A 22,516-nucleotide genomic window follows, 5' to 3' on the forward strand; every position below is an offset into this window, starting at 1 on the left:
GGCTTACCTCTCAAACGAAATCTACCTTTCAAGAAAAGCTGCTGGTGACTTAACTATTGATTCACAGAACCTGGCACAACACACTCTTTCTTCATGATAGTTAAGCCTGCTTCGAGAGTTTCTGTCCAAGCTTGTTCGACGCTTTCATCGTAGTGAGGGTCATATTTTTTAACTGTATTGAGTAACGAATTGAACCACTCGTTGAGTTCTTGCTCAGAGATATCCATTCCTAAATCTTTATGTCGCTTCCCAAGCTTTTTTACCGAGTTTCGTACGCTCGGCAGACCCGCAGAGTTATAGATAAGAATGATCGAGGCTTTAAGCATCTTGGTTTGTTGCTCTAACCCTATATTTTCAAAACGTTCTGAAAACCTTGGGTTATGCTCGCAAAAATCAGCCAAAAACGTTTCGAGAAATTCTTGGTCAATCCGGCAGCGCTCAAAACTTTCATAAAACAGTTCGTTCGGTTTCATCTAGCCAGTCCTTTGCAAAATTTTGAGTTATCGGGAAGCTAACAAGTCCAGAGCCGCAACTTAGCCAACTCCGAACCATCAATATGATCTAAGTATACGCCACTGTGGCATAAAATGAACGATGGCATAACGTAAACTACGGCATAAAGTGCGTTGCACAAATCTTGTTTCCATCAGGATCTCGCAAATAAGCCATGTACAAGCGACGCTCGTCAGAACCTCTCGCTCCGGGGCCATTTTCAATGCTGGTACCGCCATTTTCGACGCCAACTCGATGCCACTCATCTACAACTTCAGGAGAAGACGCAAGAAAACCCACCGTCATGCCGTTGCCGTGAGTCGCAGGCTGACCATCAATCGGCTTCGTTAAGCCCAACACACCTGTTTGACTAACGTAAACACAGCGCCCTTTAGGATCAACAGAGCCTTCGCTATAACCAAGCACTTTCATGATTGGGTCATAAAAAGCCTTCGCGCGTTCAATATCTTCGGTACCGAGAAAAACATGGCTGAACATAACTAACCTCTTCTTCTATTGAAAGAACAACCTAAACTAGACCTATAATTCGTGTTTGTCTAGGCACGCTATTCGGTCACAACTGTTGCTTAACCCATTGAGCAAACACCTGAAACTTAGTTCGTTGCTCCATGCCTTTCGGGAACTCAGTTAGTCTGTTCAACAATTCGTTGTGCGCCCTGCCCTTGGTCATGCAAGATATCATCAGGATTTAGCAAGTTGCACTTTTGCATACTCAAGCATCCGCAACCGATACAGCCGGTTAAGTTCTCTTGTAGCGATTTAATCTGCGCCATTTTGCTGTCGAGTTGACCCTGCCACTTCTTAGCAACCCGCTCCCAGTCTCGCTTAGTCGCGGTATGGTTCATCGGCAGTGTCGATAATTCTTCGGTGATCTCTTCCAGCGTGAAGCCTATCGACTGCGCGACTTGGATCAACGCAATTCGTCTCAACATCGCCGACTGATAACGGCGCTGATTTCCGTTAGTACGAATCGAAGCAATCAACCCCTTGGTTTCGTAAAAACGTAACGCCGAAGGAGCCACGCCACTGCGCTCAGCCAACTGGCCTATGGTGAGGTATACGATGTTTCTCATTACGACACTATCCTTGAGATCATAAATATTTAAAGCTTACTTTAACTTTAGAGTAGCGACCTATTGTTACCTTAACCAATTAATGTCCTTAAACTTTGACAACGGGCGCAATGAAAAGCAATCGTGAACATGGCTGCTTTGTTTTATTGTGGTGTTCTCGCTCTCTAAATCTGACTCATGATCGATTTCAGGCTCTCGGCCATTTCGGCATTGATGATCTCACCCGTTTCTACATTAAAGTTGTCGTAGAAACTTGGCACCGACATCGACCCCTTCACATCTGCATCAAAGTAAGGTGCCGAATTTACCGCAGACGACAACACAGAGTTTGCGCCGCCTGGGCCTGGTGATGTGGAGAGCATCACAACAGGTTTGCCTTGGTACACTTTCATGTCGATTCGTGATGTCCAATCAAACACATTCTTAAAGGCTGCGGTGTATGAGCCGTTATACTCTGCAAAAGAGATGACCACAGCATCTGCTTCGCCAATCTTGCTAAAAAAGCGTTGAGCGTGTTGATGAACACCTGAATCTTGCTCTCTTTTCTCGCTGTAAATTGGCATCTCGAAATCATTAAGGTCGAGCACCTCGACTTGCGCGCCTTCGACTAAACCTGCGGTGTACGCTGCAAGTTGTTGATTAATTGATGTTGTACTGTTGGTCGCGCCAATCGCTAATACTTTCATTGTTGATCCTTGTTCATTTTTCTCACCTTTTTGCACTCATGACTTCAATTACGGAGCTCAAAATTCATAACTGAAGATTCGTAACGTCTGTTTGATAACATCAAAACCTGCACTAGGCGACAAGGTGATAGATTGTGTTTTTAGATTGGGGATGATGATAAAACCTCAAGTTAACTTGAGGTAAAGCGATATTTTCAAAATATAGGAAATAGTTTAAAAACACTTATAAAGCAGTTGATTATGAAAGGTTTAACATAGGTTGGCATTACACAGGAAAAAGTCAGCACACCCAAAATACATTGAGTGTGCTTTATCGAAGTATTATTTACTTAAAGTGATTTAATGGACAGACACCAGAGTAAGCGACACCGGATAGCTCGGCCATTTCGCGATTCCATGTTGCCAAATCATGAGGGTTAAATTGATTCAAATGATCATGCCCACATGCCCTCGCCATCACTTGCATTAATTCTGTCGAGGCTTCAAAGAAGTTCTTAAGCTGGTTCGATGCTTTCTCGACATTCAAACGCTGACGTAAATCGGCTTTTTGAGTTGCAATACCAGCAGGGCAATTATTGGTGTTACACATTCTCGCCGCCACACAACCTATCGACTGCATGGCACTGTTTGAGATAGCGACACCATCAGCACCAAGCGCCATCGCTTTTACGAAATCCATCGGCACGCGCAAGCCGCCCGTGATGATCAATGTGACTCTGTCACTGACCCCTTGTTTATCGAGATACGCTCTAGCGCGAGCGAGTGCTGGAATAGTGGGAACGCTGATATGGTCACGGAACATTTCTGGCGCCGCCCCTGTACCGCCACCACGCCCATCTAAGATGATGTAATCGGCACTGGCATCAAGCGCGAACTGAATGTCTTCTTCGATGTGATTGGCACTTAACTTAAAGCCAATCGGGATACCGCCTGTCACCTCTCGAACACGGTCGGCGAACTTTTTAAAATCCTCGACCGTGTTAAGGTCGACAAAGGTGGGTGGAGAAATCGCTGCCGTGCCCGCTTCAATGCCACGCACCTCCGCGATCTTGCCTATGTTCTTCGCGCCCGGTAAGTGCCCGCCCGTTCCGGTTTTGGCACCCTGCCCGCCTTTAAAGTGGAAGGCTTGAACGTTTTTGAGCTTAGCTTCATCGTAACCAAACTGAGCACTGGCTAATTCATAAAAGTAGCGAGAGTTCGCCGCTTGCTCTTCGGGTAACATACCGCCCTCACCGGAGCAGATACCCGTCCCTGCGAGTTCGGCACCTTTCGCCAATGAGACTTTTGCTTCTTCAGATAGCGAGCCAAAACTCATATCAGACACAAACAAAGAGATGTCCAATTTGAGTGGCTTCTTCGCTTTGGGGCCAATAATCAGTTCAGTTCCAACGGGCACATTCTCCAGCAAAGGCTTGGTGGCCATTTGCGCGACCATCACTTGAATATCGTCCCAGTGAGGCAATAGATGTCTTGGAACGCCCATGGAGGTCATTGGCCCATGATGTCCAACCTTGGATAAACCATCACGCGCCAGTTGATGAATAAACTCGACGGTAGGTTCTTCTTTGGTTGCGCTCGCAGCTGGCGACAAATCTGGCGCAGCCGCTTGAATGTGAACCTCCGGGCCTTCTTGCCCAACTTGTTCCGCTGTGAACTGTTTATGAGTGCCATCGCAGAAAGGAAGGTTGTTGGAATACTTACAGCGACAAAGGTAGGCGTCTCCGCTCTCTTCGGCGACAAAGCTTTTCGGTTTGAACCCCGTACCAGCATGAGAACCGTCACAAAACGGTTGGCTTTTCGATTTCCCGCAGGTACAGAAGTAATACTCTTCTCCCTCTGTCAGCTCGATTTTGACGGGTTTGTTATCCGCGATTACTGGACTCTTCATAGTTCGTTCACCTTTTCTTTTTTATGATTTGATGACTGAAGCGATGACTTGCTCGCAAGAATAAAGTAAAGGTGAGATACGCGGCTAATTCAATAAATGAGACTGATAGACAAGGTGAGTAAACCGACTAAAAACAGTCATGACCGACTGAGCTCAAACAAAAATGGCTACCTAGTAGGCAGCCATTATGGGTGAGAGCTTAGTCAAAACTAATGCACTGAGGGTTAATCAAACAATTCGATAACCAATTTATTGTCTTTAATCACTAGATTGGGTTCCGATGACTTAATCAACGACTCTTGAACCTTGTTGCTGTCGAGTTTGTAAACCGGAGACTGGGACAAAGCAAAACCTATCATCGATACAGCTGGTTTGAGTAGTGTCTCTATTTCAGGCGAAAGCTGTTTGCCTTTTTCTTCAAAGCGCTCTAGTCGCAGCGACTTTAGATACACCTCGCCACTCTCCTTGTCGTATTCGGGAATCGCGCTGAACTCTAAGTCTAAATCCAACCCCATATTAGGCATATTGAACACTTGAACTTTTGCATTGGTATTCGCCAACACGGACACGCGTTGTGCATCGGCTCGACCAATTTGCACTTCTAGATCATCCACAGCCACTTGTGCGTACATCACACTTTGTACACCAACCTCTTGTTCTAGCATCACTGAGTCTTCAAGGTACTTCGTCATTTCTTGCTCGGTAATGCTGTAGCTAACACAACCACTGAGCATCAGGGCTGTCACAGCTATAATCAAACGGTTCATTAACTTTGTTGTCATTGGAGATAGGCTCTTATTTTTTAAATGCATGGAACGGATGTTACCTCGAGATGATACTGTAAATTGGTTGTCACAATAACAGTGTCGGATAACTGGGCAGAATGATCCACCTAAATGGTGATGTCGTATCAATGAGAATTGACGAAAATAGTAAGGAAAACAATGACTGCATTAACGATATTTTACGATGGAACCTGTCCACTTTGTGCAAAAGAGATGGCAGCACTGACTAAGTCTGATTCCAAAGATCAGATCCAGACCGTCGATATCTACAGTGAAGCGTTTTCAAACTACCCGCAAATAGATGCCGAGGCAGCCAATACAATCTTGCATGCACTGGACGAAAACGGAAAGCTGCTGCTCGGTTTAGACGTGACTTACCAAGCGTGGAAGCTAGTAGGAAAGGGTTGGCTGTATGCCCCGTTACGTTGGGCGATTTTTAAGCCAATGGCAGATTGGTGCTACCTGAGGTTCGCCAAGAATCGATATAAAATCTCATTCTGGCTAACCGGAAAATCACGTTGCAACGGAAACAGCTGTACGAAATAGTATTGAGTTAAGACATACCACTGGCGACTTTGTAGTAAACGATGCCAAACAGTGCAGCAAATACTAGTACGGTAAGAGCGACTTTCAACCAAATAAACTTCATGCTTTGTCCTTTTCAATCGAGTTACTGATTTAGGCGACAAGTTATCACAACAAGACATAAGGTGTGTAATGATTAATAGAACTTTGCAGTCATACCAATCACCGTAAGTAGTCATTCTAAAATCATAAAATCTAACGACGTTATCTAGATTTTTAACAAGCTAGGGTAAACAGTTATTTACTACGATTGGTATCAACCCTGATTCCCAGAGAGAACCTTTATGTCGGCAAAAGAGAGAAACCTTCCCACACATCGAATTTCTAGATTCAGTAAGTTCGCTTCGTTGGCGACAAGAGTCGCGGGTAACGTGCTAACGGAAGGCACCAAACAAATTGCACAAGGCAACAGGCCCAAAGCAAAAGACTTACTGTTAACTCCACAAAACATTGCTCGCCTGACCGATCAACTCGCACACCTGCGCGGTGCGGCTATGAAGTTAGGACAGATGCTATCAATGGATGCGGGTGATGTCTTAGAACCAGAGTTAGCCGACATTCTCTCTCGCCTGCGCTCCGATGCCGATCCACTGCCAACAAAACAGCTCAATCAAGTGTTAGAAAGCTCGCTCGGGAACCATTGGAAAACCGAATTCCTGTCCTTCAATTTTAAACCGATCGCCAGTGCATCTATCGGACAAGTTCACCAAGCCTATAGTGATGCTGGGGACAAACTCGCAGTCAAAGTCCAATACCCCGGCATTAGAAAAAGTATCGACAGTGATGTAGATAACGTGGGCACGCTGCTCAATATTGTTGGCTTGATACCAAAGTCGGTCGACTACAAAGGCTTGTTAGAAGAGGCAAAGAAACAGCTCCACGATGAAGCAGACTATGCTCGCGAAGCTGATTACGCAACTCGTTACCATGATGCATTGAAAGAATACTCTCACTTCGTCGTACCTAAGATTCATCCGCAAGTCTCTTCAGAATCGGTGCTCGCCATGGACTTCATTGAGGGCGTCTCAATAGAGCAAATCGAAAGTTACGACCAAAGCACACGTGACTTTGTAATGCACAGCTTACTGGAGCTTCTGTTCAGAGAGTTGTTCGATTTTAAGATGGTGCAAACCGATCCCAATTTCGCCAACTACCTTTATGTTGAAAACACCCGACAAATTGGCTTATTAGATTTCGGAGCAACCCGTGAGTACAGTGACCGCTTCAGCGAGGGTTATCGCTTGGCCTTTTCCTCTGTCATTAACAACGATGAGCAAGTGCTCAACCGAGCTTTAGAGCAAATAGGATTCTTTAGCGAGACAATTCTTCCCGAACAACGCCAAGCGATTCTAAATCTAGTGAAGATGGCCTGTGAGCCGATGTTAGTTGACGAAGAGTACGACTTCAAAGCCAGTGGATTGGCACAAAGGCTTCGTGAAGCAGGCACCATTTTGAGCATGGAACAAGAGTATTGGCATACGCCGCCCGCCGATGCGCTGTTCCTGCACCGAAAAATTGGTGGCATGTATCTATTAGCGGCTCGCCTTGGTGCAAAAGTGAATATCAGTCGCTTGGTCGCTCCATATCTTATCTCAGAGAGCAAAAGCACAACTAAAAGCGCGAGTTAATGAGACAGTAAATAATACGCAAAGTGATCATTTCATCGTGCTCAAGAGTAATAACCATTACGCCAACTAAAATGAGCCAACCCTATGAAATGTTCACTACTTTGCTCAACCGCACTGATTACAAGCCTCACGAGTTCCATCGCCTTTGCAGCGAGCTGTCCCGAAATACTTAATGGCAAACAGCGCTTGTTAAACTCAACCGAAGAAATCGCCTTGTGCGATGAGTTTCAAGGCAAAACTCTATTGGTGGTAAATACAGCGAGCCAATGTGGCTTCACTCCGCAGTTTGAGCAACTCGAGCAACTTCATCAAACCTACAAAGACCAAGGCTTCACGGTTATCGGTTTCCCAAGTAATGATTTTCGCCAAGACAAGGGAAGCGAAGAGAAGACGGCAAAGGTTTGTTACCTAGACTATGGCGTGACCTTCCCAATGATGGCGCGAGCTTCACTGTCTGGTAGCAACGCCAACCCCGTGTTTACAGAGATACAACAGCAAGCGGGCGTAACGCCTAAATGGAACTTTTACAAATTCTTGATCAGTAAAGAAGGTAAAGTCGTCGCCACCTTCCCTAGCTCCACATCTCCAGTGAGTGCCACGCTCAAAAACGCGATTGAGCAGCAGTTATGAAGGCGGATTACATGGCAACAACTCAAACCCGTAACACCATGGCCAAACTGGGGTACATGGGGTTAATTCCGTTTTTATTCGGTCTTCTCCTTTCGCTCACCGACAGCCAATTTATGGGGATAAGCGGTGAAACGCTGTTCATCACCTACAGCGTGGCAATTTTGAGTTTTCTTTCAGGGATCTTGTGGGCAAATGGCATCGAAAACTTTGAAAGCCAATCAAGTAACAAAGCACTGCTAATAAGCAACGCGATTGTGCTCATCGCTTGGCTGGCAGTATTGCTTGGCGAACAAAAAGAGCTAGTGACAACTCTGATTCTCATCTTTGGTTATATTGCGGTTTGGCGAGCTGAAAGGACGATGAGAGAAGAGAACCAGAGCCAAGGTCCTGATGGCTACTTTGATATGAGGACTCGGCTGACCTCTAGTGTCGTGTTAATGCACGGTATCGTGATGCTAACCTAGAGCTACGAGATTGTCTTTGAAGTGTGAGCCTTTGATTTAGTTAAGCGCCTTTGTTAAAAACCGTTAGCAACAATCTAGATGATGAGCTTCATCACTAACCTCGGCTCATCATCACCAAAGTAGTTGTCTTCTTGCTTGATGGTAACGAACCCCATCGATGCGTAAAGCGCACGAGCCGATGTGTTATTTGGGTCTACAGTGAGCAAAAGCCTAGCATCTCGAGGCAACTGCTCAACCGCCTGTTGCATCAGTTTCCGGCCAACTCCCATGCCACGATAATTCTGGTCTACAGCCAATGATAGGACCCAAAACTCATTCTGCTTGTCTGTGGTTGTCGTTAAGGCATAGCCAGCAATCTTTGAGTCTTGCTTAGCAACCAATAAACCTTTTCCCCAGCAATCAAAGGCCTGACGAAAGAAAAACAGCGGATAGGCGTGAGCGCCAAACAAAGCATGTTCAAGCTGGTAGATATCAGCCAGTTCTTGTTTTTCCGCACAAACAACATTCATAGATAGACCTCATTTAAACCGAACCTCAAGTTTAAACATGCAAACTCAAAGGTGCTATTAATAATATATCAACAGCCTAAAGGCTTACGAACTACCTTAACGAAGATGCCACTTAACTAACGCCTGAGGAGTAGATTAGGTTACTTATGTTTTACTGTCGAATAACCAACAAATTTGCGCCAGATAACGCAAGAAAAACCGAGCACGCTTTGTTGAAACGTTTTGCCATTTGTGGCTTAGAGAACCAGTTTCTGAGGTATAAGCCAAATGCCGCGTAGATCGATATCGCGAGCATTTCTAACACTAGAAAGGTGCTACCTAAAACAAAGAATTGAGTATTTACGTTCGCTGAAACATCGACAAATTGAGGAAGGAATGCAGTGAAAATGAGTATCGCTTTTGGATTGCCAGCAGCGAGTGCAAATTCTTGTTTAAACAGACCAAACCAATTCTTATTTCGTTCGATATCCACGACCGGACTGGCGTGTGAGCGCCATAGGTTGAACGCGATCCACAACAGATACATCGCGCCAAATAGTTTGATCAGGAAAAACAGCGTTTCAGAAGTATAAAGCACAACCGCTAAGCCAGATGCAGCCAAAGCAATCATGCCAGAAAAAGCGAGGATTCTTCCTAGGCCTGCGACAAAGGCGGCCTGAAATCCGTAACAACGGGCGTTGTTCATTGATAACAAATTGTTTGGGCCCGGAGTCATGTTGAGCGCAAAACAAGCGGGGATAAACAGCAGTAACTTCCAGATTTCCATTGGTGCTTCCTAATTGCCAAATGCCGTGATTATAAAATCCTTAAACAAGGTCTTATCGTTTATAACAGCATTTCATATCTTTTGTAACTGCATAAAAAATAAGCACCAAATCTATACAGTAAATTTTCAATCAGTTCTCAAAAAACTGTTCGTACTCGGGTGTCGCTAGATTTTCGGCGACACCAATCTCACCGACGAAATAGATAGCGCTCGCAATTGTATCTATCGTTGGGTTTGATTCTCGCTCTGGGAAGTCGCCAACAGCAGGAACAGATTTTGGCGCAGACACCGAACTACAAACAAGGCTATTACATACCCTGTTTTGATTTTCTAAGGAGATAGCTTCAGGAACGTCAAAGTGCTGAGTGAGTACGTCGTGGTTAGACAATTCAGACGAAGCGTACGATAAGGTTGAGAATAGAGCTGAGAGCACAATCCACTTGTTCATGTATCTTTCCATTGATGGCATTCATTGAATTTATAAATACTATCGAATCTCACACATTATGAACAGTGTTTTATTTTAATTTGCGTGAGACTGCTTACCCAGCATCAACTTGTCGAGCAGAGCTTGCGGGACAACGATCACTGAGTATTTAACAAAGGCCACCAGCGCGATTACACCAACAGCCGATCCAAGAATAAAGTCATGGACATCAACCAACACCAATCCCAGAAGTTGATCACTCGCTATCGCTACTAATGCGATGCTAACTGCGGTTACCCACTTGCTGTGTTCATAAGGTAATTGTTCCATCGCTTGGCTTACAACATACAGAAGCATGAGCCGCACAACATAAGTTGCACAAAGAACCGCGACAACACCCCACACGCCATAAATAGGCGTCACTGTGAAATAACCAATGGCCGCCAAGACCGCACATCCACCTTGAATCCACATTTGAGATTGACTCGAATCGCCACTGAAACAACCAAGGTTAAGATAATCACCTGCATTTTTGATAACGCTAATCGCAAGCAGCGCAACAACAATGGCCCCCGCGTAATGATAACTGCTCGGTAAAATGAGAGAAATAAATCCGGGTACCGTTAGAATCATCAACGAACCTAAAACAATGGCGAGGTTCACTCCGACTAACGCCCTATCGGCACACATCTTACTGCCACCCGGCTGTTGAAGCATCGCCACACGGTTTGGAAACCACCAAAGTGCGTAAGGCTGCAACAACAGACCAAGAATCAACGCGAACTTTCCGCTAACCGCATAAATCGCGAGTTCTTCGACACCGACGAAGCTTGCCATTACCCAGCGGTCGAGCCCCATGATCATATACATTGATGCACCGCCAACCAGAACGGGCAGTCCGAATTTTAAGATCTTCGCCGAGTATTTGAAGCAACCAAAAGATCCCATCTCTTGCCATTGATAACGCACTAAACAAACCATTAGCAACACACTGGATACCGCAGCTGAAATCAACACGCCATCTATACCGTATCCAGCCTCAAGCAAAACAAAAGTCATGATGGCTTGAACACCGGCTTTCAACACATTGAGCATGCAAAAACGTTTCGCCATCGCGTTCATACGCATCAGCGTTAGCGGGATAGAAATCGCCCCATCGAGCATGGTAGGAATAAGCAGAAGCAGTATCTGGTAAGGCTGGAATTCAACTGGCAACATTAAGATTAACAACGGCATACTGAGGGCAATCAAGGCGCCCCCAAGCACGCACACCAGCACGCTCAATGTGAAGCAGTTCGAGACGAGCTTTTGCTTTTCATCACCTTCGGCGACACCCACATAACGATACATGGCATCGACAATACCGAAGCTGAACAATATCGTCCCAATGTCTGCCAGCAAGACAATGGCTTCTAAGGAACCATACTCTGCCAACGTCATATTGTGCGTAATGTACGGGATCATCACCAATGAAATCCCTTTCATCATTAATATACCGATGGCGTAGTAAGCCGACTGCTTTAAAGAACCCATAGTCGTCACCTTTTCCTTACCAAGCTGGCTTTAGGAAACTTTTACAGTCTCCAATTAGGTGTCGCAATGTGCGTTTTTGAGGTGACATGACCAAAGAACGGAAACTGTAGGCAATAGCCTGTCTATTCTGTTGTAAACCTCGATAATAGTCAGCATAACCTTCCAGTATTCTCGCCTTTGCGATTTTGAAGCTAGAAGTGGGTAGATTCCATCGTTGACTGTCATTTTGGTAATGTTGAAGAATAGTCTCTATAGACTGCAAATTTCTCAATTTAAGACTTTCAGTTTGGGTAACAGAGCTCGCTCTCATCAAGTAGCCAACCTGCACCGAGTTCAACACACCGATCTGATGGTTTTCACTCATTCGAAGCCACAGTTCCCAATCTTCCCCATACTTGATGTCAGCATTGAAACTGTCTGTTTGAGAAAACACATCCGCTTTCACCATGACCGTTGATGTTCCAATCACGTTATTTTCTATGATGAACTCCAACGGGTTCTCGATATTGATGAACAGCTCATCTTGATCTTGAAACTGCGACCAGTAACTAAAGCAGTCGACTATTACTTGGTAATCTTCAGTAAGATGCTCGTAGTTAGTAAAGCTCATCGCGAGATCAGGGTAACGTTGATGAAATTCGAGTTGGCGCTCAATTTTTTCAGGAAACCAGAAATCGTCTGCGTCTAAAAAAGCGATGTATTCACCGGTCGCCTTTTCAATCCCTAGGTTTCTCGCTTGAGGCGCACCAACACCCAATGTGGACAACGTAATAATGCGTTCATCGTCTATAGAAGCAAGATACGTCGACGTTCCATCGTTACTGTTATCGTCAATGACAATCAGCTCAACATCTTGATGAGTCTGCTTTAGTACACTACCAATCGCTTTCGGCAGGTAATCCAAACAATTGTAGGTAGGAATAACAACACTTACTTTAGCCATAATGACGCCCTCAGATTTATACGTTATATGGCTGACGTTGCATGTTCTATGCCGAGAGTGTCTTACTACAAAATCACCTCTATATCAGTCACCTACGCGTCCATTCTCAAAATGACGACCAAACACAGATGTTCAAAAAAACTGCAACTCCAATTTGATTATCAATTTGAGAAAACGAGCCACCTCTTAAGGGGTAACCTTCGAAAAGCAATCAGAAAGCCCTCCAAAGCTACGATTCGATCTTGGTTCGTATCTTGCTTTATTGGTTATTACCTTGGCTTGATAGCTTTAGTCATATGGATTTGAGGAGTAAGGAATGAAGAAAGTAGCATTTGTGGCGCCAACCTACCCAGTACTCAGTGAGACCTTCATTCAAACAGAAGTCGACTCTGTGAAAGCGTGTGGGCACGATGTTTGTGTAATGACGTTCAAAATTGAAAACAGCGAAAAACAGTTCGACTACGACATTGTCGAAATAGGTAAAAATGTTCGGATGGGTAAAGTCGCCAGCATTAACTGGATAGGGTTCATCAAGGCTGTCTCATTTATTTCTAAGCAAACCAGTATGCCCAAAAAGTCACTGTTCGCTTATGGTTTTAAATTAGCGCTACAACTTGCGGAAAGCGACGTCGAACACGTTCATGCGCATTTTTGTCAGCACACTACAGCACACGCCATCGTCGCGGCAAAACTGCTGAATATCACCTGCTCGTTCGTTGCTCATGGTCATGATGTTTATGAGTTCGCTTATGACATTGAACATAAAATTTCATCGAGTGATTTTGTGGTTGCAGTGTGTAAAGACATGCTTGCTGACTTCAACACCATGGCGAAAGGAAACATTAAACTCTTGCATTGCGGAGTTAATGCCAAACAATTCCAACTCAACCCAAAAATCGAAACGAAGCAACTTCGCTTTGTTTTCCTTGGCCGATTAGTGGAGCAAAAAGGTATCCACCATCTTATTGATGCATTGGCGCCGATTGCCGAACCTCTCGACATTCATCTCGATATCGTCGGTACTGGCGATTTAGAGCAACAATTAAAATTGCAGGTCAAAGAAAATGGGCTCACTCGAAACGTGACCTTTCTTGGCGCTAAGCCTCATGAATGGGTGAAAGAGAAACTATCGAATTATGACAGCCTAATCGCGCCCTTCTGTTTTTCCGAAACCGGATGTGTGGATACAGGGCCTCTGGTTTTAAAAGAAGCGATGGCTGTGGGAACGCCAGTCATTACCACCAACATCATGGGATGCAAAGAGATCGTCTCACCAGAGACAGGTTTTGTGGTTAGCGAAAAAAACGTGGAAGAATTAAGAGAAGCGATTGAGCGTTTCGCGCAGCTGAGCAGTAACGATAAAACATCGATGAGTTTAAAGGCACGTGAGAGAGTGAAAGACAGTTTTAATTCGATCAAACAAGCTCAGCAATTATCTCGTTGGATAGAGAACCCTGCTCAATAAGGATGAACTCAGGCAGTAAGCATCGCAAGGGCTGCTGCGTCTCACAAGAACGACTATGCACCATAAAAAAACGGAGCACCACAAAAACAAAAGAGCGCTACATTGATTTGAAATGTAACGCTCGTCTAGCACTGCCTAATGATGGCGACTTATGCTTTCAGTGACTTTCAGTAGCTTTTCATTAAGAAGCCTAACTAGCCTGCTCGCAGTGCCAAAATAGACTCAATATCTTCGATGTCACGATATTGAGCGAGTTGTTGCTCTTTCGATGAAATAGCCACAATCGACATTCTATCGGCCAGTTCGTTACCTTCAATACCAACGTGACCGTTCACATGGTAGATGGTAATTTTTGAAGCCAGTTCTTGGTAGAGCGCATACGCAGGCTTAATAATATCGAGGTTTTTGATCTCGCCGCCCGACTTAGTCCAGCCCTTTTTCTCCCAACCCGTTGCCCACTTAGTAATACAATCTATCGAGTACTTAGAGTCACAATAGATCGCTACAGACAGACCCGCGTTTAGCTTCTCTTTTGCGAGCAAAAACGCCTGTTTAAGGCCATGCAACTCAGCGGTATTATTGGTACCAACAGGTTGATACAAGCCATACCACAATTCGGTTAATTGGTTGTTTTGGTATACCGCTAAACCCGTCCCCGCTTCACCAGGGTTTGGTTCACAAGCACCATCGGTAAAGATCTTGATATCAAAAGGCATATCAGTGATTTGCTGCTCCGAAAGAGGCGGCACCTTAGCTTTCGTCGCCTTACCCGCAGAGCTTGGCTTTGTCGCTGTAGAACCTGACGCAGACGACGTTTTACCACCAAAAGCAGACTCAGCCTCGCCTAGTGTTGGAAACGATTTATATCTCGCACCAGCAAAGCCATCGACTTGGGATTTACACTCATTCCACGTGGTAAAAATACCCGGTGTACGACCTTTCCAAACCACATAATATTTCTTAGCCAAACTAACTCCTTACCAGAACCTAAATACACAAACAGTGAATCAGTACATTAGATGCCACCACGCTATACGTTGCAAGGTCTATCACTCTAAAACAGGTCTAAAAAAGCTGCGTTCATAACTCACGATGCAATCAACTTCGTCTGCAAATTCAAACGCTTTAATGCACTCAGCATCGTTCAACGATTTAATCCGATACTCTTCATAGGCAGCCAAACTTTCAAAGGTAAACAGCGCCAAGGCAATATTGTTCGCCCCTTCCGACGGTAAGAAATAACCATTGTGTTGGCCCCCGAATTTAGCGACCAGAGGAATCCACATTTTTGCGTATGCCTCAAACTCATTTACCTTTTTAGGATCAATCACATATCGAACATAACAAGTAATCATATTTATACAGCCCTTAAATAATAGGAGAAACACAAAGCCTAAGTTGATGTTGAAGCTCACGAGAAAAGGTAATCAACCGCGACAAGGTTATAGAACAAAAACACCGCCATGCTGACGCCGATAGTAAGTAGCACATTGCCTGTTTTCCAAATCAACAGACCTGTGACCAGCGCGCCTATCAAGTATGGGTTTTCAAGGCTTGGCCAAAATGTCTGCTCTGGTGCAAATACAATCGGCCCCCAAATTGCGGTAAGCACAGCGGGACTTGAATAGCGTAACAGGCGACGCGTGGTTTGATTTAATCGAAGCGGGATTGCTGGCTCTAGAAACAGATACCGACTAAAAAAAACAATCGCAGTCATGAGGAATATCGTTAACCAAATCATCTCTATTTCCCCTCCACAATTGTCTTGTTGCCGTTGTTTCGCTCTTGGAACGATTCGCTGATAAAGCCCGCTAACATACCGGCAATCGCTGCAATCATTAGCCCGCCCTCAATATTGTTAACCGACATGGCAACCGAAGTGACCAATGAAACCACCACACACACTACGACGGGTAGAGTTCGGATTAATGGGAACACCAAGGCGATAAAGGTTGCTGCGACCGCGAAATCGAGCCCAATTTCATTGAGTGAAGGAATTTGGCTTCCCGCGACAATGCCAACAAAGCTCGCAATATTCCAAACGAGATAAAAACCGCCGCCTACACCCGCAGCATACCAGCGATTAAATTCTTTCTGAGACTGCCCACTACAAATCGCGAACAGCTCATCGGTGAGCCAAAATCCGAGTAATAGACGCCAACGCGCAGGAAGATGGCTAATTTTGTCACGCATCGATACGCTATACAGAAAGTGTCTTGAGGTGATGAACAGTGTGGTCAACAACATAGTGCCTAAACCAATACCCGCTTTGAACATACCCGCAGCGACAAGTTGCGCTGAGCCAGCAAACAAAATAGCCGACATCGCTTGCGCTTGAAGTTGATTCAATCCGGCATCTATCGCATATGAACCGGCTAGAATTCCCCAAGGGATTACCGCAATACTCAAAGGCATTCCCGCTAAAACGCCTTTCCATAACTGTGTTCGTCTATCCATTGTTTCACTATCCATATCATTCTTTTCTCTCTTTACATTCGCTATTCAATGTAAGAAGAGTGGAGTCGGTTCGATTGTACAAACTTGCTCGATTTCGCGAACCAATTAAGGTGTCCGATTTAGAGCATTTTAATGTATTGCCCCGGCGTGTAGCCATTGGCCTTTTTGAAGTGTCGATGAAAATGGCTTTGGTCGTGAAAGCCAGACTCTTGCGCGGTGTCTGAAATGGTATGTCCTTGTTTCAATAACTTACGCGAAAGCCTTAACCGAGATTGGATTTGATACGCATGTGGCGGAAGACCAAACTCTTTTTGAAAAGAACGCACTAAGTGAAACGGACTCAATGCCGCTAACTTAGACAGCTCCTCTAGGGACACATCGGCTTGTGGAAAATCATCTAAGAACTCTTTCACCAAGACAAGCTGGCGCTGAGTTTTACCATCGAGTTGAGGGTTAAGCGGCGATTTTCCATGTCGGCTAATCAGCTTAACCAACATCCCATACATCAAGGTCTCTCTTAACAGGCGATTGTCGGATTCATCGATCGTGTTAAAGACTAATCTCAATTGATTAGCGAGTTCAGGGTCTTCAACAACCGCTCTTGGGAAATAAGGCGCGCCGTAGTTCGGTAGGTTAAGCTCTTGAGTGATCTTGGCAAGTTGTTCTGGGAGTGGATACATTGCTCGATACGCCCAACCGCCTTCAGTAGCGGAGTGACCGCTATGAACTTCGTCGGCATTGACCAAAATAATCGCATCTTGTGGCGCAATATGATGCCCGCCCGTTCGATAGAAACGCTGAGCGCCCTGCTCGATGACTCCCAGCGTGTAGCCCTCATGGCTATGGCGTGAGAAGTTCTGCTTTTCATATTCAGCATTAAGAATTTCAAGGCCGCCGAGCTCTTCCGTTATCTTATATTCGGCCTTTTCTTTAGAGCTTTTCTTGTTCTCCATAACAATTCCCAAGCCTGTTGATTATCGAGCGACTTATCAGTCTACCCTATAGTCTCTTTCAGCTTTTGTACAAAATTGCGCATTTGGCGATTAATGCGCTTTTGACCGAGGAATTAAACAACTCAATAACGCGCTCTAATTGCGAGTAAAGTCATGCTGTTTAGGTACTTGGCGAAGAATTGACAAATCAGTAACTTAATCATGCTCATAATCCCCACCAACTATTGGTAACTGTCCAGAGATATTATGAAGAAAGCCTTAGCATTGATCTTTTTCTTAAGCCTTACAGGCTGCACGCACAATCAATCCAAAGCACTAAGCATGAACTCCTCGTCGGTTAATACATACCCACAATCAATGTCGAACCTGCAACTGTGCGACACCTTATATTACGGGCGCTCGAGTAACCAAACATTGGCGGCCATTGGCAGCGAGTTTAATCGAAGAGGATTGTCGAAGAGTTGGTGTGATACTGAAACCAATAAGCTCTATCTAACAAAGACAATTGATTGGGTAGCTGAACAAGTCGAAGACAAAGAAGGTTCAGAGGAAGAAGCGTCTGCCGTTGTGTTGCCTGCGAATTAGAACGGGTTAGCAATGTTGTTTGCTTATTAGCCGAGCTACCTAGTCAGGACTAGCCGAACTTACTTTATTGTTCAGGCACATCATTGATATGTTGTGACACACGAACTAGCTTACTGGTTTTAAAACCCATGCTCTGCGCCCGTTCAATCAGCGAGTCTAAGTCTTGTTTGGTGAACTCTGCAGTGCGATACAAGATCTGTAAGGTATTTTTGGTAGGACCCACCAACAAAGCCTGAGTGTAATCTTCATTCAAGAAAATTACCTTTCTCTGCTTCTCATAAGGGCTATTCGCTTCGACTGAAAACCACGCTTCGGTTTGAGAGCCCTTAAATGTTGCGGCTTGTTCTTTGGTCTTCCACTCATTCTTTTTCGCGTTATAGCCTCGAGTTGTCAGCTTAAGATTACCGTCAGATTCAAATAAAAAGCTAAACGACAAAGAACCGAGCTTTGATTGCAATGGATGCGGGATAAAACAAGCGGAATACCATGTACCAGCGAAGCGTTCGGCATCAAAGTCAGAGGCGGGGATTTTAGACGTAGGTTTACTGCCACGAAACGTAAACAACAGCTTAATCATTAGCATCGCTAATATTTTGTATGTCATGTCACTTACTCTTTATTCGATTGTTATTAGACCCACACCTTCGATCGCATAATCAGTCGACGAATTGGTCTGTTTTTACAAGCTTAGCCAACAAGGTCTGTAACTGCTTGGATTCGTCTTCACTCAACGCACTCTGAAACTGCTCGCTGATACTATCGACCATAGGCTCACAATATTCGGCAAGCTTCTTGCCTTCTTCCGTTAAAGAAAGAAGTTTTACCTTTTTGTTCGTTTCACTCTTGCTGGCCTCAATAAGGTTCAGCTTAATCGCGTTATCAACCAAACGCTTGGTCACAGAGCGATTTCGAAGCAAGTAATTGGTTAACTCTTGCTGAGTGATTTTGCCATGCTTATCTAACACTCGAAGCGCACCAAACATCTCTAGAGAAATGCCCGAAGTGGTGCCCATCTCAGCGGTGACTTGAGCTCGAAACTGTTTGTAAGCAAAGCCCATTAAGAACATAGGATTGCTGTCGAGTGCATCAATTCCGGTGATGGATAATGCTGGTTGATTTTCCATATATAATTCCTTGGCAGACCACTAATAATACCAACACGATGGACATTAACTCTGCACGAAAGTAGGTATCTTGCAAACCAAGATCGGTTGCTGAAACATAGAGTTGCAATGGTAGCATAGTTCCTAACATCGCTTCAGTATGCATACCTCGCACGCCACCACGACTGCCGCTGATCCAAATTGCTATCATGGTCACCAAGCTTGTTAGTCCAATGATATACACCCAATTATAGGAGTGTTGCCCCGCTAACAAGGTTACGAAGACCAACGCCAATGCACAACCACCAACGTGGGCTTGTAAACAGTTTTTCACCACCATTTGATAGTTCATGCGTTCACTTTGCGCAGCCGCAATAATCACAGGCATCATACAGAACGTCGCGGCAATCAAATCGACCATCATCAAAAATGCTAAACCAACTCCAAGCATGACCACATATATCACTCGCTGCTGGTACGTCACAGGAACACTTTGCATTGGCAGCGGCGACATCGCTTTGGGCGGCTTTAAGAACAGCATCACAAATCTCACCACAACCATGGTCGTCACCATGCTCACTGCTATATCGCGAACCCAGTCCGTCATCGGCATTGGGCCATGTTGTGCAAACACAATCACCAAAAACCAATTGAGCAATGGGATGTAGATTTTCCCAAGTTTGGCAGGCGTGTCGGCCCACCTTCTTGCTAAATCAAATACCCATAAACTGATCCCCCAAACCACTGCCGGGTGTGAGGCAAATAACTGATCGACAAGCAGAGCCACACAAGCGACACCCAAGATAGGGAGAAACGCTTTGAGCATACCTCTCACTGAGTAGTCGTTAATCTTGGTCGCCGCCATTACCGGATAAAGAGCGAGGTACGCCGCAACACCTAGCTGTAGCCAAAGTTGAGCCAACATACCCAAAGACACGATAGCGCTGATCCAAGCTACTTCAGACCAGTTAATCGGGCCTCGAACTTCGTTATTCATAATCTGCCTCTTAGGTCGTAAATCGTTATTTCGTCAGTGGGTAGTCAGTTAGTCGATGATTGAAGAGCACAGTTAAACTAGGTAACGAATGCGAGCTAGCACTTCCATCCATGCACTTCCGATCACATCCCAAAACGTCGCTTCAGGCACCACCATCACGCTCACTTTAGAGCCTGAGAACAATGAGTGATCAAGTGACGGCAACGTTACTTGTGTACGCACTTTTTGTTGGTCTCGAATCCAGCGATCATCATTCACGACTTTCGCGAGGCCGCTGTTGTCGCTGCTCGCATCATAGATAGCCAGTTCACGACCTTGAATATTTCCCTCAAACACCTCACCAGGCATTGCATCAAACACCAAACGAACGGTTGTTCCCGCAGTCAGATTTGCACTGCCCTTTTCGTTGAAGTCTGCGTTAATCCAAGCATGCTGGCGATCAACCAAAAACAAAACGGGGCTGCCAGCGCCAACATAGGTTCCTGAGTTAAGGTTGAGATTGCTGATTACGCCATCAACAGGCGCGACGATTGTCGTTTTGTCCAAATCCAATTGCGCCAGTTCAACGCGAGTTCGAGCAACAGCCAAAGCACCGTTGTCGCTGCTTTTCTCAAGCTCAGCTTTTATCTGCTCAATATCGGCTTGCGCAGCTTCGACGGCTTGCTGTCTTACAATCGTGTCCGATCGGCTATCGTCTAGCGTTTCTTGGCTAACAAGTTTTCTCGAAATCAATTGCTGGTTACGCTTCAATTTTCTCTCGGCATTCAGAGCTTCGTGTTGGCGCTGACGTAACGTCGCTTCCGCGCCATGCAAGTGCTGCTTGTTTGCTTCATAGCTTTGCTCTGCTTCAACCAAAGCCGCTTCAGCCTGAGTTAACGCCAATTCAAAACGAGTTGGATCTAAGCGAACTAGCAGTTCCCCTTTTTTTACATCCTGACCATTCTTAACAGCCAACTCCACCACTGGTGCCGACACTTCTGCAGCAATACGGCTGGTTGGAATGTGCAATTGAGCTTGAGTTGTGAACGGCGCAAGGTTGTCACTTGCCACCAAGAAAAGAGCAAACAAGGCACTGGTGCCAAGTGTTAGATAGAGCATCCATTGATACGCTTTATTAACCATAATGTTTCACCTGCAACAAAATAATGCGCTCATTGTATTGATTTTTGTTTCAGATGCAACATAAATCAAAGGTGAGTATCTTAAAGATCTTGCGAGAAGTACAGCAAGCTACTATTTATGAAAGATATAAATAGAAATTTAGATAAGAAAAAGTCGTGTAGTTAGTTTGGGAAGCAAGAGTTCCAGAAGTTATCTAATGCCTTTGCTCACAATGATATGCATTAACATTGATACTCTTTAACATTTGATTAACCAACTTATCCATTAAAACTATAAGGAAATAAAAATGAAGTGGATATTTGTTGTATTCGTCAGTGTTTTCTCAGTATTTACTTACGCAAAAGATTGGAAGCAAATCCGATTTACGGTGGAAGGAGCATACCCACCATTCAGCTGGACAACGCAAGATGGTGAATTAGAGGGGTTTGAAGTCGATTTAGCCAACGCCTTGTGTGTCGAATTAGAAGTAAAATGTATCATCTCAAAAACTGACTGGGACGGGATTATCCCTTCGCTTTTAAGCCGTAAAAACGATGCAATTATAGCGGCTATGACAATTACCGAAGAACGTGAAAAGAAAGTTAACTTCACGATGCCTTACGCTAAAGTTCCCACTCGTTTTGTCATGGAAAAAGGGCGTGAAATCAATATGGATGACGGCAGCTTAAATGAACTAACAATTGGAGTTCAGCGCGCTACCATTGGTGACAAATACCTTTCCGAGATCTACCCAAATGTAGATATCAAGCGTTATGGATCATTCGACGAAGCCTTTACCGATTTACTCAACGGGCGCCTAGATAGCGTGTTTGGTGGTTCTATGGGACTCAATACGGGCTTTCTTGAAACGGAGCAAGGTAAGGACTACCACTTTACGGGTCCTAAATTTACAGAAGAAAAATGGTTCGGGCGTGGTATTGGTGTCGCGGTACGAAAACAAGATAATGAACTCAAAGATCTTATTGATGACGGTATCCAGCGCTTGATCGACAATGGTCAGCATCAAAAAATCGCAAGTAAGTATTTTTCATACAGCATTTACGAATAGTTTGGTATGCAGTGTGGACTAAACTAATTGCGAACTGTGTTCACTTTAGAAAGCATCAGATAGCAAAAAGCCGCTCATAAAGAGCAGCTTTTTTAAGGGGTGGGAACCCAGCCACATCCCGGCACACAAGTCACTCGCTGCGGCTGCTCCCTTCCAGGCCTGACCGAGTTCACGAGCTATTGTTGCGGGAGGACCAGGCCCCCATAGATTCGTTTTCTAAGAGGCTTGCCTCAAAGAGTGATTGGATTATTAAGCATCACAGCAACCATTGCAAGCCCTTCCACCCTATTTTTGAACAATTGCGGTCTAAGTGCTTATCCTTTATTCAAACCATTAGAAAATCGCAGGTAAATTCA

The 22,516-nt window shown here is 44.8% G+C and carries 27 protein-coding genes and 1 other RNA gene; 7 read left to right on the top strand and 21 right to left on the bottom strand.

Annotation, left to right across the window (positions count from 1 at the left end; translation table 11 throughout):
- Positions 1-53: 53 nt before the first annotated feature.
- From AB4167_RS12710 to AB4167_RS12735, 6 genes are all read right to left on the bottom strand, one after another.
- Positions 54-473 (bottom strand): globin, encoded by a 420-nt coding sequence (locus AB4167_RS12710; protein WP_372136615.1) that lies wholly within the window; start codon positions 471-473, stop codon positions 54-56.
- A 136-nt stretch (positions 474-609) separates the two neighbouring features.
- Entirely contained in the window at positions 610-990 is a 381-nt protein-coding gene (locus tag AB4167_RS12715; protein ID WP_048609300.1) for a VOC family protein, read from the bottom strand.
- 146 nt (positions 991-1,136) lie between these two features.
- On the bottom strand, positions 1,137-1,586 hold the full coding sequence (gene soxR, locus AB4167_RS12720; protein WP_017062186.1) for a redox-sensitive transcriptional activator SoxR: 450 nt from the start codon (positions 1,584-1,586) through the stop codon (positions 1,137-1,139).
- A gap of 164 nt (positions 1,587-1,750) precedes the next feature.
- Positions 1,751-2,272 carry an NADPH-dependent FMN reductase gene (locus AB4167_RS12725; protein ID WP_017062187.1) on the bottom strand — a complete coding sequence of 174 codons (522 nt, stop codon included), beginning with the start codon at positions 2,270-2,272 and terminating at the stop codon, positions 1,751-1,753.
- Positions 2,273-2,597: 325 nt separating this feature from the next.
- Positions 2,598-4,160, bottom strand: a complete 1,563-nt coding sequence (locus tag AB4167_RS12730) for a glutamate synthase-related protein (protein ID WP_372136616.1) — start codon at positions 4,158-4,160, stop codon at positions 2,598-2,600.
- 224 nt (positions 4,161-4,384) lie between these two features.
- A complete protein-coding gene (locus AB4167_RS12735) occupies positions 4,385-4,942 on the bottom strand; it encodes a DUF1439 domain-containing protein (protein WP_017065247.1) in 558 nt (185 codons plus the stop codon).
- Positions 4,943-5,104: 162 nt separating this feature from the next.
- On the opposite strand from AB4167_RS12735, the gene AB4167_RS12740 reads away from it, so the two are divergent.
- The 4 genes from AB4167_RS12740 to AB4167_RS12755 all read left to right on the top strand — a co-directional run bounded on the left by AB4167_RS12740 (position 5,105) and on the right by AB4167_RS12755 (position 8,252).
- Positions 5,105-5,491: a thiol-disulfide oxidoreductase DCC family protein gene (locus AB4167_RS12740; RefSeq protein WP_017062190.1), complete on the top strand. Its 387-nt coding sequence runs from the start codon at positions 5,105-5,107 to the stop codon at positions 5,489-5,491.
- Positions 5,492-5,814: 323 nt separating this feature from the next.
- Positions 5,815-7,158: an AarF/ABC1/UbiB kinase family protein gene (locus AB4167_RS12745; protein ID WP_065584895.1), complete on the top strand. Its 1,344-nt coding sequence runs from the start codon at positions 5,815-5,817 to the stop codon at positions 7,156-7,158.
- 84 nt (positions 7,159-7,242) lie between these two features.
- A complete protein-coding gene (locus AB4167_RS12750) occupies positions 7,243-7,788 on the top strand; it encodes a glutathione peroxidase (protein ID WP_017062212.1) in 546 nt (181 codons plus the stop codon).
- Positions 7,785-8,252 carry a DUF3429 domain-containing protein gene (locus AB4167_RS12755; protein ID WP_017062213.1) on the top strand — a complete coding sequence of 156 codons (468 nt, stop codon included), beginning with the start codon at positions 7,785-7,787 and terminating at the stop codon, positions 8,250-8,252. Before AB4167_RS12750 ends, AB4167_RS12755 begins: the two co-directional genes overlap by 4 nt.
- A gap of 74 nt (positions 8,253-8,326) precedes the next feature.
- Here AB4167_RS12755 and AB4167_RS12760 read toward each other — a convergent pair whose 3' ends face one another.
- The 5 genes from AB4167_RS12760 to AB4167_RS12780 all read right to left on the bottom strand — a co-directional run bounded on the left by AB4167_RS12760 (position 8,327) and on the right by AB4167_RS12780 (position 12,430).
- Entirely contained in the window at positions 8,327-8,761 is a 435-nt protein-coding gene (locus tag AB4167_RS12760; RefSeq protein WP_017062214.1) for an N-acetyltransferase, read from the bottom strand.
- Between the two features lie 151 nt (positions 8,762-8,912).
- On the bottom strand, positions 8,913-9,527 hold the full coding sequence (locus AB4167_RS12765) for a LysE family translocator (protein WP_102320553.1): 615 nt from the start codon (positions 9,525-9,527) through the stop codon (positions 8,913-8,915).
- A 130-nt stretch (positions 9,528-9,657) separates the two neighbouring features.
- Positions 9,658-9,975, bottom strand: coding sequence for a hypothetical protein (locus tag AB4167_RS12770; RefSeq protein ID WP_017070274.1), 318 nt, complete (start codon positions 9,973-9,975; stop codon positions 9,658-9,660).
- A gap of 75 nt (positions 9,976-10,050) precedes the next feature.
- The gene (locus tag AB4167_RS12775) at positions 10,051-11,487 is read right to left on the bottom strand and encodes a lipopolysaccharide biosynthesis protein (RefSeq protein ID WP_017067059.1); all 1,437 of its coding nucleotides are present in this window, start codon (positions 11,485-11,487) and stop codon (positions 10,051-10,053) included.
- 16 nt (positions 11,488-11,503) lie between these two features.
- The gene (locus AB4167_RS12780; protein ID WP_017062218.1) at positions 11,504-12,430 is read right to left on the bottom strand and encodes a glycosyltransferase; all 927 of its coding nucleotides are present in this window, start codon (positions 12,428-12,430) and stop codon (positions 11,504-11,506) included.
- Positions 12,431-12,746: 316 nt separating this feature from the next.
- Between AB4167_RS12780 and AB4167_RS12785 the strand changes: the two genes are divergently transcribed.
- Positions 12,747-13,895, top strand: a complete 1,149-nt coding sequence (locus AB4167_RS12785) for a glycosyltransferase family 4 protein (protein WP_372136617.1) — start codon at positions 12,747-12,749, stop codon at positions 13,893-13,895.
- A gap of 194 nt (positions 13,896-14,089) precedes the next feature.
- On the opposite strand, the gene AB4167_RS12790 is transcribed toward AB4167_RS12785, so the two are convergent.
- The 5 genes from AB4167_RS12790 to AB4167_RS12810 all read right to left on the bottom strand — a co-directional run bounded on the left by AB4167_RS12790 (position 14,090) and on the right by AB4167_RS12810 (position 17,305).
- Positions 14,090-14,863, bottom strand: a complete 774-nt coding sequence (locus AB4167_RS12790; protein ID WP_372136618.1) for a viroplasmin family protein — start codon at positions 14,861-14,863, stop codon at positions 14,090-14,092.
- An 81-nt stretch (positions 14,864-14,944) separates the two neighbouring features.
- On the bottom strand, positions 14,945-15,250 hold the full coding sequence (locus AB4167_RS12795) for an NIPSNAP family protein (protein WP_017070270.1): 306 nt from the start codon (positions 15,248-15,250) through the stop codon (positions 14,945-14,947).
- A 56-nt stretch (positions 15,251-15,306) separates the two neighbouring features.
- A complete protein-coding gene (locus tag AB4167_RS12800; protein ID WP_050634769.1) occupies positions 15,307-15,636 on the bottom strand; it encodes an AzlD domain-containing protein in 330 nt (109 codons plus the stop codon).
- 2 nt (positions 15,637-15,638) lie between these two features.
- On the bottom strand, positions 15,639-16,367 hold the full coding sequence (locus AB4167_RS12805; protein ID WP_102556266.1) for an AzlC family ABC transporter permease: 729 nt from the start codon (positions 16,365-16,367) through the stop codon (positions 15,639-15,641).
- 104 nt (positions 16,368-16,471) lie between these two features.
- On the bottom strand, positions 16,472-17,305 hold the full coding sequence (locus AB4167_RS12810; RefSeq protein ID WP_372136619.1) for an AraC family transcriptional regulator: 834 nt from the start codon (positions 17,303-17,305) through the stop codon (positions 16,472-16,474).
- 246 nt (positions 17,306-17,551) lie between these two features.
- Between AB4167_RS12810 and AB4167_RS12815 the strand changes: the two genes are divergently transcribed.
- Positions 17,552-17,890 (top strand): hypothetical protein, encoded by a 339-nt coding sequence (locus AB4167_RS12815; protein ID WP_372136620.1) that lies wholly within the window; start codon positions 17,552-17,554, stop codon positions 17,888-17,890.
- A gap of 64 nt (positions 17,891-17,954) precedes the next feature.
- On the opposite strand, the gene AB4167_RS12820 is transcribed toward AB4167_RS12815, so the two are convergent.
- From AB4167_RS12820 to AB4167_RS12835, 4 genes are all read right to left on the bottom strand, one after another.
- Entirely contained in the window at positions 17,955-18,494 is a 540-nt protein-coding gene (locus AB4167_RS12820; RefSeq protein WP_017062226.1) for a lipocalin family protein, read from the bottom strand.
- Between the two features lie 52 nt (positions 18,495-18,546).
- A complete protein-coding gene (locus AB4167_RS12825; RefSeq protein WP_017062227.1) occupies positions 18,547-19,014 on the bottom strand; it encodes a MarR family winged helix-turn-helix transcriptional regulator in 468 nt (155 codons plus the stop codon).
- Positions 18,977-19,990, bottom strand: a complete 1,014-nt coding sequence (locus AB4167_RS12830) for a DUF2955 domain-containing protein (protein ID WP_017070267.1) — start codon at positions 19,988-19,990, stop codon at positions 18,977-18,979. Before AB4167_RS12830 ends, AB4167_RS12825 begins: the two co-directional genes overlap by 38 nt.
- Positions 19,991-20,062: 72 nt before the next feature.
- Positions 20,063-21,112, bottom strand: coding sequence for an HlyD family secretion protein (locus AB4167_RS12835; RefSeq protein ID WP_372136621.1), 1,050 nt, complete (start codon positions 21,110-21,112; stop codon positions 20,063-20,065).
- Between the two features lie 286 nt (positions 21,113-21,398).
- Between AB4167_RS12835 and AB4167_RS12840 the strand changes: the two genes are divergently transcribed.
- Positions 21,399-22,160 (top strand): transporter substrate-binding domain-containing protein, encoded by a 762-nt coding sequence (locus tag AB4167_RS12840; RefSeq protein WP_017070266.1) that lies wholly within the window; start codon positions 21,399-21,401, stop codon positions 22,158-22,160.
- Positions 22,161-22,262: 102 nt separating this feature from the next.
- On the opposite strand, the gene ffs is transcribed toward AB4167_RS12840, so the two are convergent.
- Positions 22,263-22,359: signal recognition particle sRNA small type (gene ffs / locus AB4167_RS12845), an RNA gene on the bottom strand.
- Positions 22,360-22,516 lie beyond the last annotated feature (157 nt).

Source organism: Vibrio sp. 10N.286.49.E11, assembly GCF_041469505.1.
In the GTDB taxonomy this organism is placed as follows: domain Bacteria; phylum Pseudomonadota; class Gammaproteobacteria; order Enterobacterales; family Vibrionaceae; genus Vibrio; species Vibrio crassostreae_C.

What these genes read in the sequence shown, in the direction of transcription:
- soxR (WP_017062186.1), bottom strand. Translation starts at nt 1,586, where the DNA reads ATGAGAAACATCGTATACCTCACCATAGGCCAGTTGGCTGAGCGCAGT.
- AB4167_RS12780 (WP_017062218.1), bottom strand. Translation starts at nt 12,430, where the DNA reads ATGGCTAAAGTAAGTGTTGTTATTCCTACCTACAATTGTTTGGATTAC.
- AB4167_RS12805 (WP_102556266.1), bottom strand. Translation starts at nt 16,367, where the DNA reads ATGGATAGTGAAACAATGGATAGACGAACACAGTTATGGAAAGGCGTT.
- AB4167_RS12775 (WP_017067059.1), bottom strand. Translation starts at nt 11,487, where the DNA reads ATGGGTTCTTTAAAGCAGTCGGCTTACTACGCCATCGGTATATTAATG.
- AB4167_RS12710 (WP_372136615.1), bottom strand. Translation starts at nt 473, where the DNA reads ATGAAACCGAACGAACTGTTTTATGAAAGTTTTGAGCGCTGCCGGATT.
- AB4167_RS12735 (WP_017065247.1), bottom strand. Translation starts at nt 4,942, where the DNA reads ATGACAACAAAGTTAATGAACCGTTTGATTATAGCTGTGACAGCCCTG.
- AB4167_RS12770 (WP_017070274.1), bottom strand. Translation starts at nt 9,975, where the DNA reads ATGAACAAGTGGATTGTGCTCTCAGCTCTATTCTCAACCTTATCGTAC.
- AB4167_RS12715 (WP_048609300.1), bottom strand. Translation starts at nt 990, where the DNA reads ATGTTCAGCCATGTTTTTCTCGGTACCGAAGATATTGAACGCGCGAAG.
- AB4167_RS12785 (WP_372136617.1), top strand. Translation starts at nt 12,747, where the DNA reads ATGAAGAAAGTAGCATTTGTGGCGCCAACCTACCCAGTACTCAGTGAG.
- AB4167_RS12815 (WP_372136620.1), top strand. Translation starts at nt 17,552, where the DNA reads ATGAAGAAAGCCTTAGCATTGATCTTTTTCTTAAGCCTTACAGGCTGC.
- AB4167_RS12820 (WP_017062226.1), bottom strand. Translation starts at nt 18,494, where the DNA reads ATGACATACAAAATATTAGCGATGCTAATGATTAAGCTGTTGTTTACG.
- AB4167_RS12835 (WP_372136621.1), bottom strand. Translation starts at nt 21,112, where the DNA reads ATGGTTAATAAAGCGTATCAATGGATGCTCTATCTAACACTTGGCACC.
- AB4167_RS12760 (WP_017062214.1), bottom strand. Translation starts at nt 8,761, where the DNA reads ATGAATGTTGTTTGTGCGGAAAAACAAGAACTGGCTGATATCTACCAG.
- AB4167_RS12750 (WP_017062212.1), top strand. Translation starts at nt 7,243, where the DNA reads ATGAAATGTTCACTACTTTGCTCAACCGCACTGATTACAAGCCTCACG.
- AB4167_RS12825 (WP_017062227.1), bottom strand. Translation starts at nt 19,014, where the DNA reads ATGGAAAATCAACCAGCATTATCCATCACCGGAATTGATGCACTCGAC.
- AB4167_RS12745 (WP_065584895.1), top strand. Translation starts at nt 5,815, where the DNA reads ATGTCGGCAAAAGAGAGAAACCTTCCCACACATCGAATTTCTAGATTC.
- AB4167_RS12725 (WP_017062187.1), bottom strand. Translation starts at nt 2,272, where the DNA reads ATGAAAGTATTAGCGATTGGCGCGACCAACAGTACAACATCAATTAAT.
- AB4167_RS12730 (WP_372136616.1), bottom strand. Translation starts at nt 4,160, where the DNA reads ATGAAGAGTCCAGTAATCGCGGATAACAAACCCGTCAAAATCGAGCTG.
- AB4167_RS12795 (WP_017070270.1), bottom strand. Translation starts at nt 15,250, where the DNA reads ATGATTACTTGTTATGTTCGATATGTGATTGATCCTAAAAAGGTAAAT.
- AB4167_RS12755 (WP_017062213.1), top strand. Translation starts at nt 7,785, where the DNA reads ATGAAGGCGGATTACATGGCAACAACTCAAACCCGTAACACCATGGCC.
- AB4167_RS12840 (WP_017070266.1), top strand. Translation starts at nt 21,399, where the DNA reads ATGAAGTGGATATTTGTTGTATTCGTCAGTGTTTTCTCAGTATTTACT.
- AB4167_RS12740 (WP_017062190.1), top strand. Translation starts at nt 5,105, where the DNA reads ATGACTGCATTAACGATATTTTACGATGGAACCTGTCCACTTTGTGCA.
- AB4167_RS12800 (WP_050634769.1), bottom strand. Translation starts at nt 15,636, where the DNA reads ATGATTTGGTTAACGATATTCCTCATGACTGCGATTGTTTTTTTTAGT.
- AB4167_RS12810 (WP_372136619.1), bottom strand. Translation starts at nt 17,305, where the DNA reads ATGGAGAACAAGAAAAGCTCTAAAGAAAAGGCCGAATATAAGATAACG.
- AB4167_RS12830 (WP_017070267.1), bottom strand. Translation starts at nt 19,990, where the DNA reads ATGAATAACGAAGTTCGAGGCCCGATTAACTGGTCTGAAGTAGCTTGG.
- AB4167_RS12765 (WP_102320553.1), bottom strand. Translation starts at nt 9,527, where the DNA reads ATGGAAATCTGGAAGTTACTGCTGTTTATCCCCGCTTGTTTTGCGCTC.